Origin of the sequence: Kitasatospora sp. NBC_00240 (genome assembly GCF_026342405.1) — a bacterium.
Classification (GTDB): domain Bacteria; phylum Actinomycetota; class Actinomycetes; order Streptomycetales; family Streptomycetaceae; genus Kitasatospora.
Genome location: NZ_JAPEMU010000001.1, coordinates 3656347 through 3673137, shown reverse-complemented (window position 1 = coordinate 3673137; position 16791 = coordinate 3656347). Strand labels below are relative to the sequence as shown.

Here is a 16791-nt window from a genome sequence, read left to right as displayed (position 1 = left end):
CGCACGGCCGGGCCAGGCGCTCCCTCGTGGGAGTGGCTTCTTCCGGGTGCCCGCCCAGTAGCCTGGGAACACCCGCCAGACTCGCCGCGTGGGAGCAATCATGAGCGCCGAACCGTACCCCGACTGGATCCGCCCGCCGGTCGGCGGCTGGACCGCCGACGATCTCGACCGGCTGCCGGACCTCCCGCCGCACACGCAGCTGATCGACGGGAGCCTGGTTTTCGTGAGTCCTCAGACGAAGTTCCATGTGCGCACGATCCGCGCACTGGAGCAGGCGCTGCTGGCGGCCGTCCCGGCCGGCTGGGAGGTGTGGCGGGAGATGACGGTGAAGCTGAACGCCCGGAACCGGCCCGAGCCCGACCTGCTGGTGGTGGACGAGAGTTCGGACACCGGGTTCGACCAGACCTTCTTCCTTCCCGGCGACGTGCTGCTCGCCGTCGAGGTGGTCTCCGAGGAGTCCAAGGAGCGGGACCGCGACACCAAGCCCCGGAAGTACGCCGCCGCCGGCATCCCGCACTTCTGGCGGGTCGAGAGCGACGAAGGTCGCCCCGTGGTCTACGTGTACGAGCTGGACCCGGCCACCGGCGGGTACGGCGTGGCGGGGATCCACCACAAGGTGCTGAAGCTGGACCGCCCGTTCCCGGTGGACGTCGAACTCGGCTGACGGGCCGCCCACCTGTGCGGGCGACACGACGCGTCCGGATAGTGGACATCAGGTGTCAGCCCGTGGACGCCGGAGTAGGGTCCCCTACATGTCTCGCAGCCTTCGTCTCGCAGTGATCCCCGGTGACGGCATCGGCCAGGAAGTGGTGGCCGAAGGCCTCAAGGTCCTGGGTGCCGCCCTCCCCGCGGACGTCAAGGTGGAGGCGACCGAGTACGACCTCGGCGCCCGCCGCTACCACCGCACCGGGGAGACCCTCCCGGACAGCGTGCTGGAGGAGCTCAAGGGCCACGACGCGATCCTGCTGGGCGCCATCGGCGACCCGAGCGTCCCGTCCGGCGTCCTGGAGCGCGGGCTGCTGCTGAAGCTGCGCTTCGCCTTCGACCACCACATCAACCTCCGCCCGGGCAAGCTCTTCCCCGGTGTGAAGTCGCCGCTGGCCGGCGAGCCGGAGATCGACTTCGTCGTCGTCCGCGAGGGCACCGAGGGCCCGTACGTCGGCAACGGCGGCACCCTGCGCACCGGTACCGAGCACGAGGTGGCCACCGAGGTCAGCCTCAACACCGCGTACGGCATCGAGCGCGTGGTCCGCGACGCCTACCGCCGCGCCGACGCCCGCCCGCGCAAGAAGCTGACCCTCGTCCACAAGAACAACGTGCTGGTGCACGCCGGTCACCTGTGGACCCGGATCTTCCAGCAGGTCGGCCAGGAGTTCCCCGAGGTCACCACCGACTACCTGCACGTCGACGCCGCGACGATCTTCTTCGTCACCCAGCCCGAGCGCTTCGACGTGATCGTCACCGACAACCTGTTCGGTGACATCCTCACCGACCTGGCCGCGGCCGTCACCGGTGGCATCGGCCTGGCGGCGAGCGGCAACATCAACCCGTCCGGCGACTTCCCGTCGATGTTCGAGCCCGTGCACGGCTCGGCGCCGGACATCGCCGGCCAGGGCAAGGCCGACCCGACCGCCACCGTGCTGTCCGTCGCCATGCTGCTGGAGCACCTCGGCTTCACCGCCGAGGCCGCCAAGGTCGAGGCCGCCGTGGCCGCCGACCTGGCCGAGCGCGCCGGCGCCCGCTCCACCTCGCAGGTCGGCGACGCGCTCGTCGCCCGAGTATCCGGCTGACGGGCCGGAGCACCTCGCCAGCTGCATGCCAGCTGTTCGGCACGGCCCTCCAGATGCGACCATCAACAGTGGGCCGTGCCGTCGTGCGTTCGATCAGTCCGAATCACCGACGGGCAGGGCCCGGACCAACCCCACGGTGAAGGACAGACAGCCATGAGTACGCCCACCCAGGCGCCCATCACGTTCGACCTCAAGCCCTCCGCCCACCCGCTGGCCGACGCGGAGCGGGTGGCCCGGCTGGCCAATCCCGGTTTCGGCCGGGTCTTCACCGACCACATGGTGACCATCCGCTGGACCGAGGGCCGGGGCTGGCACGACGCCCAGCTGACGCCGTACGCGCCGCTGGAGATCGACCCGGCGAACATGACGCTGCACTACGGGCAGGCGATCTTCGAGGGCCTCAAGGCCTACCGTCAGGCCGACGGCTCCATCGCGACCTTCCGCCCGACCGCCAACGCCGAGCGCTTCCAGGCCTCCGCCCGCCGGCTCGCGATGCCCGAGCTGCCGGTCGAGGCCTTCGTCGAGGCCGTCGAGCTGCTCGTCCAGCAGGACCAGGCGTGGGTCCCGAGCGAGCCCGAGCAGAGCCTGTACCTGCGGCCGTTCATGTTCGCCACCGAGGTCGGCCTGGGTGTCCGGCCCGCGAACGAGTACCTCTTCATGATCATCGCCTCGCCGGCCGGCGCCTACTTCCCCGGCGGCGTCAAGCCCGTCTCCGTCTGGCTCTCCGAGGAGTACGTCCGGGCCGCCCCCGGCGGCACCGGCACCGCCAAGTGCGCGGGAAACTACGCCGCCTCGCTGATCGCCCAGGCCCAGGCCGCCGAGAAGGGCTGCGACCAGGTCGTCTGGCTCGACGCCGCCGAGCACCGGTGGATCGAGGAGATGGGCGGGATGAACCTGTACTTCGTCTTCGGCGAGGGCAAGGACGCGAAGATCGTCACTCCCGAGCTCTCCGGCGCGCTGCTCCCCGGCATCACCCGTGACTCGCTGCTCGCGATGGCCGCCGACCTCGGCTACGCCGTCGAGGAGCGCCGGATCTCCACCGACGAGTGGAAGCAGGGCAACGCCGACGGCACCCTGACCGAGGTCTTCGCCTGCGGCACCGCCGCGGTCATCACCCCGGTCGGCTCGGTCAAGTCGGCCCGCGCCGACTGGACGGTCGGCGCCGGCGAGCCCGGCCCGATCACCCTGGAGCTGCGCAAGGCGCTGCTCGCCGTCCAGGGCGGCCAGGCGCCGGACACCCACGGCTGGCTGCACAAGATCGTCTGACCCTCGTGCCGGGCGCCCCGCAGCGGCGGGGCGCCCGCGCCGAGTAGCCTCGACGCGTTCCGCTCGTTGAGTCGCCGGACGCACTGAGTCGGACGCACTGAGCCGGACGCGCTGAGCCGGCTGCACAGCCGGACGCTCCGGGCCGGACGCTCCGCGTCGGCGAGGAGTCCGTCCCGGATGGCGAGACACCGCAGCCGCATCCTGGATGCTGTGCCAGACTGCGAACGTGTCCTCGCTCGCGCTCATTATTAGCAGCAGGCGCGCCGGTCCACAGTGACCGCTCCGCAGTACCCCTTCGCGGAGCGACCTGGTGTCAGACCCGCGCGCAGACCTCTCGCACCCGCGAGGGGTCTTTTGTTTTGCCCCGCAGGCCCAACCCCCGGCCCGCAGGGCAGGATCCGGAGCCCCGGAGCCCCCACAAGGGGCTGTTCGGTCCTCCGGATGGTGCGCGGGCATGGTGGACAGTGGAGCCAGACATCCGGCAACAGCAGTTCCCCTCCCGCCCGGTTCCGGGCGGGAGGGGCCCAGCCCGAACGGAGAAACCAGGGCCATGACCGAGGCCAGCAGCGATTCCAACGACAGCTTCCACGTCTTCGACACCACCCTGCGCGACGGCGCGCAGCGCGAGGGCATCAACCTCACGGTGGCCGACAAGCTGAACATCGCCCGGTACCTGGACGAGTTCGGCGTCGGGTTCATCGAGGGCGGCTGGCCCGGTGCCAACCCCCGGGACACCGAGTTCTTCGCCCGCGCCGCCGCCGAGCTGGACCTCAAGCACGCACGGCTGGTCGCCTTCGGAGCCACCCGACGGGCCGGCGGCAGCGCCGCCGACGACCCGCAGTTGGCCGCCCTGGTCAACTCGGGCGCGCCGGTCGTCACCCTGGTCGCCAAGTCGCACGACCGACACGTCGAGCTGGCCCTGCGCACCACGCTGGACGAGAACCTGGCGATGGTCCGGGACAGCGTCTCGTTCCTGCGCTCGCAGGGCCGCCGGGTGTTCATCGACTGCGAGCACTTCTTCGACGGTTACAAGGCCAACCGCGACTACGCGCTCGCCGTGGTGCGTGCCGCCCACGAGGCCGGCGCCGACGTGGTGGTGCTCTGCGACACCAACGGCGGGATGCTGCCGGCCGGGGTGCACGAGATCGTCGCCGACGTGCTGGCCGTCACCGGGGCGCGGCTGGGCATCCACGCCCAGGACGACACCGGCTGCGCGGTCGCCAACTCGCTGGCGGCGGTGGACGCCGGCGCCACCCATGTGCAGTGCACCGCGAACGGCTACGGCGAGCGGGTCGGCAACGCCAACCTCTTCCCGGTGGTCGGCGCGCTGGAGATCAAGTACGGCATGAAGGTGCTGCCGGAGGGCCGGCTCGCCGAGATGACCCGGATCTCGCACGCCATCGCCGAGGTGGTGAACCTGGCGCCCTCCACCCACCAGCCGTACGTCGGCGTCTCGGCGTTCGCGCACAAGGCGGGCCTGCACGCCTCCGCGATCAAGGTGGACCCGGACCTCTACCAGCACATCGACCCCGAGCGGGTCGGCAACACCATGCGGATGCTGGTCTCCGACATGGCCGGCCGGGCCTCGGTCGAGCTGAAGGGCAAGGAGCTGGGCTACGACCTCTCCGCCGACCGCGACCTGGTCGGCCGGGTGGTGGCCAAGGTCAAGGAGCAGGAGAACCTCGGCTACACCTACGAGGCCGCGGACGCGTCCTTCGAGCTGCTGCTGCGCGACGAGGTGCGCGGCGGCCGGGAGCGCTTCTTCACCCTGGAGTCCTGGCGGACGATCAGCGAGCAGCAGGCCGGCAACGGGAACGGCGGGGGCGAGAGCGCCGGCAACGAGGCCACCGTGAAGCTCTGGGCGAAGGGCGAGCGCCGGATCGCGACCGGCGAGGGCAACGGCCCGGTCGACGCGCTGGACCGGGCCCTGCGGGCGGCGCTGGAAGGCATCTACCCGCAGCTCGCCAAGATGGAGCTGGTGGACTACAAGGTGCGCATCCTGGAGGGCCAGCACGGTACGGGCTCCAAGACCCGGGTGCTGATCGAGTCCACCGACGGCACCACGTCCTGGTCCACGGTGGGGGTCGCGGACAACGTGATCGCCGCTTCCTGGCGGGCACTTGAGGACGCCTACACCTACGGCCTGATCCGGGCGGGGCTCGACCCGCAGGAGTGAAACCGGCCGGGGGGTGCGGGCCGCGGCCGGCGCCCGGCCGGGCCGGTGGACGATCGGAAAGTGGCCCACGGACCGGGTAGGTCCGTGGGCCACGTCGCGTCCAGGCCGGGCCCGGTGCTCAGCGGAGTCGGGCGAGGAGGGCGTGTTCGACGAGGGTGATGAGGGCGCTTTTGGCGCTGTCGCGTCGGCGGGCGTCGAGGGCGATGACGGGGGTGTCGGGGCCGAGTTGGAGTGCTTCGCGGACTTCGTCGGGGGTGTGGGGCTGGTGTCCTTCGAAGCCGTTGAGTGCGACGACGAAGGGGAGTCCGCTGTTTTCGAAGTAGTCGAGTGCGGGGAAGCAGTCGGCGAGGCGGCGGGTGTCGACGAGGACGACGGCGCCGATGGCGCCGCGGACGAGGTCGTCCCACATGAACCAGAAGCGGTCCTGGCCGGGGGTGCCGAAGAGGTAGAGGATGAGGTCTTCGTCGAGGGTGATTCGGCCGAAGTCCATGGCGACGGTGGTGGTCGTCTTGCCTGCGGTGTGGGTGAGGTCGTCGATGCCGGCGCTGGCGCTGGTCATGACGGCTTCGGTGCGCAGGGGGTTGATCTCGGAGACGGCGCCGACGAGGGTGGTCTTGCCGACGCCGAAGCCGCCGGCGACGACGATCTTCGCGGAGGTGGTGGCGCGGGTCGCGGCGGCCGCGTTAGAGCTTGCGAAGTCCACTGAGGACCCTTTCGAGCAGCGTGACGTCGGGCTGGTTTCCGGATTCGCCGCCGGAAGCGGGCTGGTGGATGGCCACGAGGCCGGCCTCGGCGAGGTCGGCGACCAGGATGCGGGCCACTCCCAGGGGCAGGGAGAGCAGGGCCGACACCTCGGCGACGGACTTGACCTCCGTGCACAGGGAGCAGATCCGCTGGTGCTCGGGGAGCAGGGTGGCCAGGCGCTGCGGGTCGACGTTCGCGGAGACCAGCGCCTCCAGGGCGAGTTCGTACCGCGGCCGGGTGCGTCCGCCGGTCATCGCGAACGGACGGATCAGCGGACCGGAGTCCTCTTCGTCCTCGAACTCCTCGACGTGGCCGGGGGCTTCGGGCGCGGGGTAGGCGCCGGGCCGGCGCTCCCACGGCTGCTGGCCGTACTCCTGGCCGTACTGCCGCTGGTCGTACTGGCGTTCTTCCTGCGGGCGGCCGAACTGGTCCTGCTGGTACGGCTGCTGACCGTACTGCTGGCCGAACTGCTCCTGCTGGTACGACTGCTGACCGTACTCCGGGCCGGGCTGCTGGTGCCGGCCGTACTGCTGGCCGTGGCCGACGCCAGGGGCTCCGAAGGCGTCGTGGCCGGTGCCTGGGTACGGAACGCCGTACTGGCCGCTATGGTCGTCGGGCGGGTTCACGGATCCTCTCCTCACAAGGTGCGGCGGTGCGTTGCGAGCCCCGGACGAGTCCGGGGCCGGTGGTGCGAAGGCCGTACAACGTCCGAACCCGAGCCCGCTGAAGCGGGCCCGGGACGGGCGCAGAGGTGCTTCGAATACCAGGACGGTATCCGACGATCCGTCAGTGCAGGAGACTGCCCTGGAGTTCGGCGCGCAGTGCGGGGGTCAGGACGGCGCCGGCGCGGTCGACGAGGAGTGCCATCTCGTATCCGACGAGGCCGATGTCGGAGTCGGGGGAGGCGAGGACGGCGAGGGAGGATCCGTCGCTGACGGCCATCAGGAAGAGGAAGCCTCGTTCCATCTCGACGACGGTCTGGTTGACCTCGCCGCCCTCGAAGATGCGGGAGGCGCCGGACGTCAGCGAGGTGAGGCCGGATGCGACGGCGGCGAGCTGGTCGGCGCGGTCACGGGGAAAGCCTTCGGACATGGCGAGCAGAAGCCCGTCGGCGGAGACCACCACTGTGTGGGACACCCCGGGGGTGTTGTCCACGAAATTGGTGATCAGCCAGTTCAGGTTCTGTGCGGCCTGGCTCATCTGACTCAACTCAACGCTCCTGGTGGTTCGAGCCGCCGAAGAGATCGGTGCTGCGGTTCTGCTGTCCGTTGCCGGACCGGTCGGTCTGGTCGGGGTCGATCCGGAAGCTCCCGGTGTTGCCGGAGCCACTCGTCGCGCTGCGGCCCTGCTCCACGCCGCGGCGCAGGTTGGTGAGCCGGCCGCGGACCTCCTCCGGAGTGCGGGAGACCTGCGGGCCGTCCTGGGGGGTCGGCTTGGCGTTGCCGGCCACCAGGTTCTGCTTGGGCACCCGGCGCGGCAGCCCGGAGGGCGTCACGCCGCCGGCGGCGGGCTCGCGCAGCTGCTCGGCACGCTGCCAGTCGCCGTCGTTGGCGGACTGCCAGGCGGGGGTCGGCTGGCCGGTGGGGCCGGTCGGACCGTACCCGCCGAGCGCCGACACCTCGTGGCCGCGCGGCTCGGGAGCCTCGGTGGCCTCCTTGGCGCCGGTGAACCAGTTCGGCTTGTCGCCGGCGTCCTGGTCGCCGATCGCGCGGGCCCCGAGGCCGGCGCCACCGCCGGCCAGCTGCTGGCCCGGGCGGCGCTGCGGCAGCCCGGAGGCGAGCGTCGCGGCGGGCGCGGCCGGTGCGGCCGGCGGCAGGGCGGCGGGCTCCGGGGTGTACGGGTGGCCGGCGGCCTCCTCGCGGGCCTGCCGGACGTCGTCCAGGTAGGAGTCGCCGCGGTAGCCGTCGAACTCCTGCTGACCGTACTGGTCGTCCTGGCCGCCGTACTGCTGCCCGTAGCCGTCGCCCTGGTAGCCGCCGTCGTAGCCGGCCTCGGCGTACTGCTGGCCGTAACCCTGCTGGCCGTACTGGTCGCCCTGGAAGCCGTCGCCCTGGAAGGCGTCGTAGCCCCCGTCGCCGTAGGCCTGCCCGTTCTGCACCGGGCGGCCGTACGGGTCCTGGTCGTAACCCTGGGCGCCCTGGAAGGGCTCCTGGGCGTACGGAGCGGCGTACTCCTGCTGCTGGTAGTCGTCCGAGGACGTCCCGTAGGGCGCCTCCTCGATCTCGGCGTCCACCGGCTCGTCCGCGGCGGGGCCGGCCTCCAGGGCCGCGCGGCGGGCCTGGTCGATCCGCTGCTGCGAGCGCTGTACGGCCTCCAGGGCCGGGCTGAAGCCGCTGGCGCCGCCCCGGCCGGTCAGGTGGTCGTCGAAGCCGAGTTCGGCGGCGCTGCGGGCGCCCTGGAGCTCCGCGTTCCACGCCTCCTGGTCGGACTCCTGCTCGGCGAAGATCCGCGAGACGGTGAACTGCTCCTCGGGCTCCGCCGGGGCGTTCATCTCGGTCAGGTGCTGCGGGAGCATCACCAGCGAGGTGGTGCCCGCGGACTCGCCGGACGGACGCAGCTGGACCCGGATGTCGTGGCGCTGCGAGAGGCGGCCGACCACGAACAGGCCCATGCGGCGGGAGATGGTGGCGTCCACCGTGGGCGGCTCGGCCAGCTTCTCGTTGATCTCGGCGAAGTCCTCGGCGGTGAGGCCGATGCCCTTGTCGTGGATCTCGACCAGCACCCGGCCGTCCGGCAGGCGGGTGGCGTTGACCAGCACCCGGGTCTGCGGGCTGGAGAACGAGGTGGCGTTCTCCAGCAGCTCGGCGAGCAGGTGGACGAGGTCGGTCACGGCGGCGCCGACGACCTCGGCCTCGGGGATGCCGGCCAGCTCGACACGCTCGTACTGCTCCACCTCGGAGGAGGCGGCGCGGAGCACGTCGACCAGCGGCACCGGGGTGTTCCAGCGGCGGCCGGCCTCCTCGCCCGCGAGGACGAGCAGGTTCTCACCGTTGCGGCGCATACGGGTCGCGAGGTGGTCCAGCTTGAAGAGGTTCTCCAGCTGGTCCGGGTCGGCCTCGTTGTTCTCCAGGTCCGTGATCAGCGCCAGCTGGCGCTGGATGAGGCCCTGGCTGCGGCGCGACAGGTTGGTGAAGATCGCGTTGACGTTCCCTCGGAGCAGTGCCTGCTCGGCGGCCAGCGAGACCGCCTGCCGGTGCACCTGGTCGAAGGCGCGGGCGACCTCGCCGATCTCGTCCTTGCCGTGCAGCGGGATCGGGGAGACCGAGGTGTCCACGCGGTCCGGGTCGGTCTTGGAGAGCTTCTCGACCAGGTCCGGCAGGCGGTGGTTGGCGATCTCCAGCGCGGCGCTGTTCAGGGTGCGCATGCCGAGGATCATCGAGCGGGCGATGAACCCGGTGAGCAGACCGGCCAGGGCGAGTGCGGCGATCACGATGACCGAGTTGAGCAGGGCGTCGGTCTGGGCGCGGGACTTGAGGTTCCCGGCGTCGGCGACGACCTGGTCCAGCAGCTGGTTCTCGGTGGCCTGCAGGCTGGCCATGTGGGTGCTGGTGGCCTGCTCCCAGCGCTTGGGCTCCAGGCCCGCGGCGACGGCCTCGGCGATGGCCGCGTCGGCGGCGGCCTTGCCCTTGCTCTGGCCCTCGGCGGCGTTCTGGCTGTAGGCCATGCCGATGGCGAGCAGACCGGGGACGGTCGGCGCGGTGCCGTTGGGCATCCGCAGCGCGGCCCGCTCGTCGGCGTTGGCCTGGGTGACCAGCGCGTCGGCGTAGACCCGGGCGTCCTCGGGGGCGCTGCCGGTGTTGAACTCGGCGATCGAGACCTGCTCCAGCTTCGCGGAGACCAGGAGCTGCTGGATGAGCTCGGTGTTCTCGTAGCGGGTGGTGGAGCCGGCCTGGATGCCGACCAGCAGGTGCAGCATCAGCGCGCGCTGGGTCGAGGCGGAGGCCTTGGCCAGCGAGATGGCGTAGATCGCCCGGCCCTTGCTGGTGACGCTGGAGCTGCCGAAGCCGACCGAGTTGTCGTACGCCATCAGCGGCGCGATCAGGGTCGAGTAGGCGGCCTGGGTGGCGGTCGCGAAGAGCTCGGGCTTGTAGGCGTTGTCGCGCAGGTGGGGCAGCGAGACCAGGAGGCCCTGGAACGCCGCGTCGCGGTGTGCGAGCAGGGCGTCGTCGGAGATCTTGGCGTAGGCGTCCTTGTAACCCTTGAGCGCCGCGTCGGTCTTGGCCCGCAGTGCGGGGACCTTGCCCTCGGCGTCCTGGTTGAGCAGGAGCGGCGCCAGCGACTGGTCGCGCTCGTTCTCCAGGGCGTCGGCCAGCTTGGTGGCGGACCGGGCGAGCTCGGCGGTCTTCACCGCGCGGTCGGCCTTGACGTAGTCGTCGAACGACGAGTTGACGCGAAGGCCGCCGAAGACGAGGCCGATGACGACGGGGATCAGCAGGATCGCGATCAGGCGGGTGGGCACCCGCCAGTTGCGCGGGGCGAGGAACTCGTACCTCCCGCCGGACTCCTTGGCACTCTCCGGTTCGGACTCCGGCTTGGCACCCGGCTTGCGCTCGGAAGCGCCCGGCGCGGCCGCGGGCCCGGCGGGTCCGGCGTTCGGCCGGTCCTCCGTCGGGGTGAACGCGGAGAACCCGGTGGGCTCGGTCGCTCCACCGTTCGGCTCGCTCTGGCGGGGCTCGGAGCGCCGCTGCGGGGTGACTGGCTGCTTACGCCTCACTCGACAACAACCTCTCGGCCGACTGGCGGCCATGGATCAATTCACCGCTACCCCTGGCAGCGGCCCGGGGGCTGGGCGGAACTGCCGTAACAGTCTTCGGGGTAGCTGGAATTTCAGCACGTGCAGGGATTCGGGACAAACAGCTGTTGGTGACGGTTCGGTGCCGCTGGAATCGGACATTTGATGACAAGGTTGGACGAAGCGGAGCGATGCTGGCGCTGAGTGGCGCTGCCCGGCTACTGCAGGTCACTGTCGATCACCAAATGCCTACCGAACTGTTATCCATCCCTCATGTCCGGATGCCGAAATGCCCGCCCGCTGCCTCCGGGGCAGGTGGGCGGGCATCAGGGTGGTCGTCCGGCTCAGCGGAGTCGGGCGAGGAGGGCGTGTTCGACGAGGGTGATGAGGGCGCTTTTGGCGCTGTCGCGTCGGCGGGCGTCGAGGGCGATGACGGGGGTGTCGGGGCCGAGTTGGAGTGCTTCGCGGACTTCGTCGGGGGTGTGGGGCTGGTGTCCTTCGAAGCCGTTGAGTGCGACGACGAAGGGGAGTCCGCTGTTTTCGAAGTAGTCGAGTGCGGGGAAGCAGTCGGCGAGGCGGCGGGTGTCGACGAGGACGACGGCGCCGATGGCGCCGCGGACGAGGTCGTCCCACATGAACCAGAAGCGGTCCTGGCCGGGGGTGCCGAAGAGGTAGAGGATGAGGTCTTCGTCGAGGGTGATTCGGCCGAAGTCCATGGCGACGGTGGTGGTCGTCTTGCCTGCGGTGTGGGTGAGGTCGTCGATGCCGGCGCTGGCGCTGGTCATGACGGCTTCGGTGCGCAGGGGGTTGATCTCGGAGACGGCGCCGACGAGGGTGGTCTTGCCGACGCCGAAGCCGCCGGCGACGACGATCTTCGCGGAGGTGGTGGCGCGGGTCGCGGCGGCCGCGTTAGAGCTTGCGAAGTCCACTGAGGACCCTTTCGAGCAGCGTGACGTCGGGCGTTCCGCCCGACTCGCCCGCGGCGGCGGGCTGGTGGATGGCGACAAGACCGGCCTCGGCGAGGTCGGCCACGAGGATACGGGCCACCCCCAGCGGCACGCCGGCAAGTGCGGAGATCTCCGCGACGGACTTGACCTCGCGGCACAGGCCGACGATCCGGGCGTGCTCGGGGAGCAGCCCTCCGGTGCGCTCGGCGGACGGCGTGGTCGAGATCAGCGCCTCGATCGCCAGCTGGTACCGCGGCCGGGTGCGGCCGCCGGTCATCGCGTACGGACGGACCAGTGGCTGCTGCTCGTAGCCGTCGGACTGGCCACCGTAGCCGCTGCCGTACCCGGAGCCGTACGAGCCGGCGGGTGTCGGGGGCGGGGTCATCTGGGTCCTCCTTGCGCTGCAGCCGTCCGCAGCCGGTTCCAGCTGGGACGATGCTCAGCTGAGGCGGTGCCAGGGGCCCGGGGGCCGCTGACTGAGGGTGGGGACGCCGGGCCCGGTCGGGCCGGACCCGGCGTGGAGGTGGATGGTGACATCTGCTCAGTGCAGGAGACTGCCCTGGAGTTCGGCGCGCAGTGCGGGGGTCAGGACAGTGCCGGCGCGGTCGACGAGGAGTGCCATCTCGTATCCGACGAGGCCGATGTCGGAGTCGGGGGAGGCGAGGACGGCGAGGGAGGATCCGTCGCTGACGGCCATCAGGAAGAGGAAGCCTCGTTCCATCTCGACGACGGTCTGGTTGACCTCGCCGCCCTCGAAGATGCGGGAGGCGCCGGACGTCAGCGAGGTGAGGCCGGATGCGACGGCGGCGAGCTGGTCGGCGCGGTCACGGGGAAAGCCTTCGGACATGGCGAGCAGAAGCCCGTCGGCGGAGACCACCACTGTGTGGGACACCCCGGGGGTGTTGTCCACGAAATTGGTGATCAGCCAGTTCAGGTTCTGTGCGGCCTGGCTCATCTGACTCAACTCAACGCTCCTGATGATCTGCGCCGTTGCCGAAGCTCACGTTGCGGCCGGCCTCGTTGCCGTCCCCGCGGGACCCGAAACTATCGAATCCTGCCTGCTGAGCACCATGGCCGGGGCCCGCGGGATTGCCCTGGCCGCCGGTCTGCTCGGCCCCGGCGCGCCGGCCCTGCTGGATGCCGCGCCGCAGGTTGGTGAGCCGGCCGCGCACCTCCTCGGGAGCGCGGGAGACCTGCGGACCGGTCAGCGGGGCCTGCTCGGCGGTACCGGAGACCAGGTTGGCCTGCGGGGTCCGCCGGGGGAGGCCGGAGAGCGTGATGCCGTTGGTGGACGGCTCGCGGACCTGCTCGGCCCGGCGCCAGCGCTCGTCGTTGGCCGACGGGCGCCACGGGGCGTCGCCCTGGCCGGGCTGCTGGCCCTGCTGGGGCTGACCCTGCTGGGCCTGGGCCTGGGCCTGCGCGGCCTGCTGCTGGGCCTGGGCCTGCTGGGCCTGCTGACCCTGGGGGGCCTGCTGCCGCTGCTGCGGCTGGCCCTGCTGCTGGGCCTGGTACGGCGACCGGCTCGGTCCGGGCGGACCGTCGAAGCCGGGTGCGCTGGTACCGGGACGCTGCGGCTGGTACTGCCTGGCCCGGGCCTGCTGGTCGCCGGCGGGGCGGCCGTCCTCGCGGAACCAGCGGGAGTCGGCCTGCTCCTGACCCTGGCCGACGGCGCCGGCGGGCGCGGTCGGCAGGGCCATCGGCTCCGGCCGGAACTGCTGCTGGGCCTGCTGGGCGGCGGCCTGCTCCTGGCGGACCGGCTCCGGTCGGGCCGGGGTTGGCACGGCCGGCAGCACCGGCTCGACCAGACCGAGGCCGAGCGGGTCGCGCGGGTCGATCTCGCTGGCCTCGAACCGCGGGCGGGCGAACTGCGCCGTCGTCTCCTCGGGCGCGGGCTCGGCCTGTGCGTGCGGCGCGGGGGCCTGCTGGCCCTGGGCACCCTGCGGCAGCGGGCGCTGCGGCAGGCCCTGGCCGGGCCGGGGGCCCTGCGGGCCGCCCTGCTGCGGCAGGCGACGGGCCGGCGGCCCGTCCTGCCGACCGTCCGGGCGACCGCCGCGGGTGGGCTGGTCGGCCCAGCCGTGCTGCGGCTGCTCGGCCTGGCGGGGGCCGTTCTGGTCCGGGAGCTCGGCGCCGGGGCGCGGGCGCTCCTGGGCCGGGCGGCGGGCCTCGGGCTGCTGGCCCTGCTCGGGCTGCTGGCCGCGGCGGGGCAGCGGCGCACCGGGGCGCCCACCGGGGTTGCCCTGCTGCGGGCCGCCCTGCTGGTTGGCCTGCTGCTGGTTGCCCTGCTGGCCGGGACGGCCGGGGCCGCCCTGCTGCGGGGCACCGGTCGGCGGGTTCTGACGCAGCGACTGGCCGGCCTGGCGGGTCGGCAGGCCGCCGGGGGCGCCCGCGGGGGCACCGCCGGGACGGCCGCCGGGGCCGCCCTGGCCGAGCTGCGGACGGCTGCCGGGAGCGCCGCCCGGGGCACCGCCGGCCGGCCCCTGCGGGAGCGCGGCGGCCGGGCCCTGGCCGGGCATCTGGCGCTGGCGGGGGGTCGGTCCGACGCCGCGCGGCTGCTTGCTGGGACCGCCGGGGCGGCCGCCGCCGCGGCGGTCGGCGGAGTTGGTGACGTCCACCGGGAGCATGACGAGCGCGGTGGTGCCGCCCGAGTCGCTGGGACGGAGCTGGATCCGGATGCCGTGTCGCAGGGACAGGCGGCCGACCACGAACAGACCCATCCGGCGGGAGACGGAGACGTCCACCACGGGCGGGTTGGCGAGGCGCTCGTTGATGTCCGCGAGGTCGTCGGGGCTGAGGCCGATGCCGGTGTCGTGGATCTCGATCAGCACCCGGCCGTCGGGCAGGGCGTGACCGGTGACCCGGACGCGGGTCTGCGGGCTGGAGAACGACGTGGCGTTCTCCAGCAGCTCGGCGAGCAGGTGGACGAGGTCGTTGACGACCCGGCCGGCGACCTCGGCCGACGGCACGGAGGCGAGTTCGATGCGCTCGTACTGCTCCACCTCGGAGGCGGCGGCGCGGAGCACGTCGACCAGCGGGACGGGCCTGGTCCAGCGGCGGCCCGGGTCCTCGCCCGCGAGGACGAGGAGGTTTTCGCCGTTACGGCGCATGCGGGTCGCGAGGTGGTCGAGCTTGAAGAGGCTGGCGAGCTGGTCCGGGTCCGCCTCGCGGCTCTCCAGCTCGGAGATGAGCGACAGCTGGCGCTGGATGAGGCCCTGGCTGCGGCGCGAGAGGTTGGTGAACATCGCGTTGATGTTGCCTCGCAGGAGGGCCTGCTCGGCGGCGAGGCGGACGGCCTCGCTGTGCACCATGTCGAACGCGTGGGCCACGTGGCCGATCTCGTCCGTGGAGTCGACGCCGACGGGTTCGACGGTGACGTCGACGTCGTGCGGGTCGCTCTCGGAGAGGGTCTTGACCAGCTCGGGGAGGCGGCGCTCGGCGACGTCCTCGGCCGCGGTCTGCAGTCGGGTCAGCGAGCGCACCATCGAGCGGGCGATGACCGCGGCGCCGGCGATGGCGACGAGCAGCACGAGGGCGACCAGGGCACCGGTGATCAGGGCCTCGGTGTCGGCGGTGGACTGCAGGGCCTGGGCCTTGCCGTCCAGCTCCTCGATCAGCCGGCTCTCGATCCGGCGCTCCTGCGTGATCTTCGCGCTGGACTGGTCGTACCAGTCCTTGTAGCTCCGGCTCTCGGTCTGCTTGATACCGCTCTGCTGCAGGATCGAGCGTGAGTAGCGGTCGGCGTCGGCGATCAGCGAGTTGTAGCTGAGCTGCTCGCGGAGGCTGTCCAGCTCGTGGCTGGTGTAGATGCTGTTGAAGTTTCCGATGGCGTTGTCGTACGCGCCGCGCAGCCGGATACCGAAGGACTCGTCGCTCAGGCTGAGGTCGGGGCCCTTCTTGTTGGCGAGCGCGGCGCTGATCAGCGCGCGCTGCTGCGAGGTGACGTCCTTGGCCAGTGAGAACTGCTGCAGGGCACGGGTGGCGCGGACCAGGTCGCTGTTGTTGGACGCGAGCGCGATGTCCTGGGTGATGGACAGCAGGTCCTTGATGATCACGTCGTAGGACGTGATGGTGGCCTGGATGTTCTGGTCGTTGGTGTAGGCGTCGCGGCGCGCGTCGGCGACCGAGTTGAGGTCCTTGCGCACCTGCAGCAGCAGGGCCTTTCCGCCGGAGAGTTCGAGGTTCTCGAACTTGTCGGCGGAGGCGGTGAAGGTCCGGCTCAGGTCGTCGGTGTTCTTGCGCGAGGCCTCGACCTCGTCGTCGGCCTCCTGGCCGCCGCGGGTCCGCGGGCCGGCGCTGATGTCGCGCTCGGTCTGCAGGGCGTCGGCGAGGTTGGTGGCCTTCTTGGCCAGGTCGCTCAGGTTGGCCATCTGCGCGAGTTGCTGCGAGGCCTCCAACGAGGTCTGGATGCGCAGGCCACCGAGGACCAGCGCGACCATGACGGGGAGCGCGAGCAGGGCGATCAGGCGGGTCCGGATGCGCCAGTTGCGCATGGCGAGCCGGCTCAGACCGGTCGCCCGGCGCCTGGTCAGGGTGCTGCGGAGCTTCGCCCGCTTGGACTTCTGGTCGTCGTTCTCGATGGTGTCGGCGTTGCCCGGTTCGGCCTGGTTCCCGGCTGCCCGGTCACCCGGGCCGCCCTGGGGCACTGCCTGGTGGGGGGCTGCTGCGGGCTCTCGCGACTCGGGGTCGCCCGCGGCGCCGCTACCCCTCTTGAAACGTCCCTGCACTGGCGTCGCAACCTCTGGACCGGGCGTCCCGCCGCGTTGCCGCGGCCTGGACGGTGTCGAGTTTCCATCCGCACCCCGGCCGGTCCGGGAGAGCGGGTCTACCGGGGTGGACGGGTCCTTTCCCACGGTCCGTGGCATTCCAGCACAGCGGGGGGAGTCCAACAAGGGGCGCTGTGGAGCATCTCCGGGTACTACCCAGTGCGTGCGCCATTTCACAGACTGTGCGGTAACTGGACCGGAATACCGCCTTTTTCGGACACTCGCCCGATACATGTCAATCAGACCACTGATCAACAAGAGCCGCGAGGCTTCCCGTTCGCTCCGAAATGGGCGAAATGTCGGAATATCTTGTTGCGGCGATTTGCCCGCTATGGCGGAATAAATCTTCAATTTGTGAGCAAAATCACAGCCCAAT

Annotated in this window: 12 protein-coding genes; 4 read left to right on the top strand and 8 right to left on the bottom strand. The window is 71.6% G+C overall.

Going from position 1 to position 16791, the window contains the following annotated elements:
* The first annotated feature begins 100 nt into the window (after positions 1-100).
* From OG689_RS15505 to cimA, 4 genes are all read left to right on the top strand, one after another.
* Positions 101-664, top strand: coding sequence for a Uma2 family endonuclease (locus OG689_RS15505; RefSeq protein ID WP_266320919.1), 564 nt, complete (start codon positions 101-103; stop codon positions 662-664).
* A gap of 88 nt (positions 665-752) precedes the next feature.
* The gene (locus tag OG689_RS15500; RefSeq protein WP_266320917.1) at positions 753-1790 is read left to right on the top strand and encodes a 3-isopropylmalate dehydrogenase; all 1038 of its coding nucleotides are present in this window, start codon (positions 753-755) and stop codon (positions 1788-1790) included.
* A 153-nt stretch (positions 1791-1943) separates the two neighbouring features.
* Complete coding sequence (locus OG689_RS15495) at positions 1944-3056, top strand: branched-chain amino acid aminotransferase (protein ID WP_266320915.1); 1113 nt, start codon at positions 1944-1946, stop codon at positions 3054-3056.
* A 550-nt stretch (positions 3057-3606) separates the two neighbouring features.
* Positions 3607-5232: a citramalate synthase gene (gene cimA / locus OG689_RS15490; RefSeq protein ID WP_266320913.1), complete on the top strand. Its 1626-nt coding sequence runs from the start codon at positions 3607-3609 to the stop codon at positions 5230-5232.
* A gap of 118 nt (positions 5233-5350) precedes the next feature.
* Here the strand turns inward: cimA and OG689_RS15485 are convergent, their stop codons facing one another.
* The 8 genes from OG689_RS15485 to OG689_RS15450 all read right to left on the bottom strand — a co-directional run bounded on the left by OG689_RS15485 (position 5351) and on the right by OG689_RS15450 (position 16295).
* A complete protein-coding gene (locus tag OG689_RS15485; protein ID WP_073926033.1) occupies positions 5351-5935 on the bottom strand; it encodes an ATP/GTP-binding protein in 585 nt (194 codons plus the stop codon).
* Positions 5916-6602, bottom strand: a complete 687-nt coding sequence (locus tag OG689_RS15480; protein ID WP_266320912.1) for a DUF742 domain-containing protein — start codon at positions 6600-6602, stop codon at positions 5916-5918. Before OG689_RS15480 ends, OG689_RS15485 begins: the two co-directional genes overlap by 20 nt.
* A gap of 160 nt (positions 6603-6762) precedes the next feature.
* Complete coding sequence (locus OG689_RS15475) at positions 6763-7176, bottom strand: roadblock/LC7 domain-containing protein (RefSeq protein WP_073926035.1); 414 nt, start codon at positions 7174-7176, stop codon at positions 6763-6765.
* 10 nt (positions 7177-7186) lie between these two features.
* A complete protein-coding gene (locus tag OG689_RS15470) occupies positions 7187-10690 on the bottom strand; it encodes a nitrate- and nitrite sensing domain-containing protein (protein WP_266320910.1) in 3504 nt (1167 codons plus the stop codon).
* Positions 10691-11052: 362 nt separating this feature from the next.
* Positions 11053-11637, bottom strand: a complete 585-nt coding sequence (locus OG689_RS15465) for an ATP/GTP-binding protein (protein WP_073926033.1) — start codon at positions 11635-11637, stop codon at positions 11053-11055.
* Complete coding sequence (locus OG689_RS15460) at positions 11618-12040, bottom strand: DUF742 domain-containing protein (RefSeq protein WP_073926032.1); 423 nt, start codon at positions 12038-12040, stop codon at positions 11618-11620. The genes OG689_RS15465 and OG689_RS15460 overlap by 20 nt, the downstream gene beginning before the upstream one ends.
* Positions 12041-12196: 156 nt before the next feature.
* A complete protein-coding gene (locus tag OG689_RS15455; RefSeq protein ID WP_073926031.1) occupies positions 12197-12610 on the bottom strand; it encodes a roadblock/LC7 domain-containing protein in 414 nt (137 codons plus the stop codon).
* A 10-nt stretch (positions 12611-12620) separates the two neighbouring features.
* Positions 12621-16295, bottom strand: a complete 3675-nt coding sequence (locus tag OG689_RS15450) for a sensor histidine kinase (RefSeq protein ID WP_266320907.1) — start codon at positions 16293-16295, stop codon at positions 12621-12623.
* Positions 16296-16791: the final 496 nt, after the last annotated feature.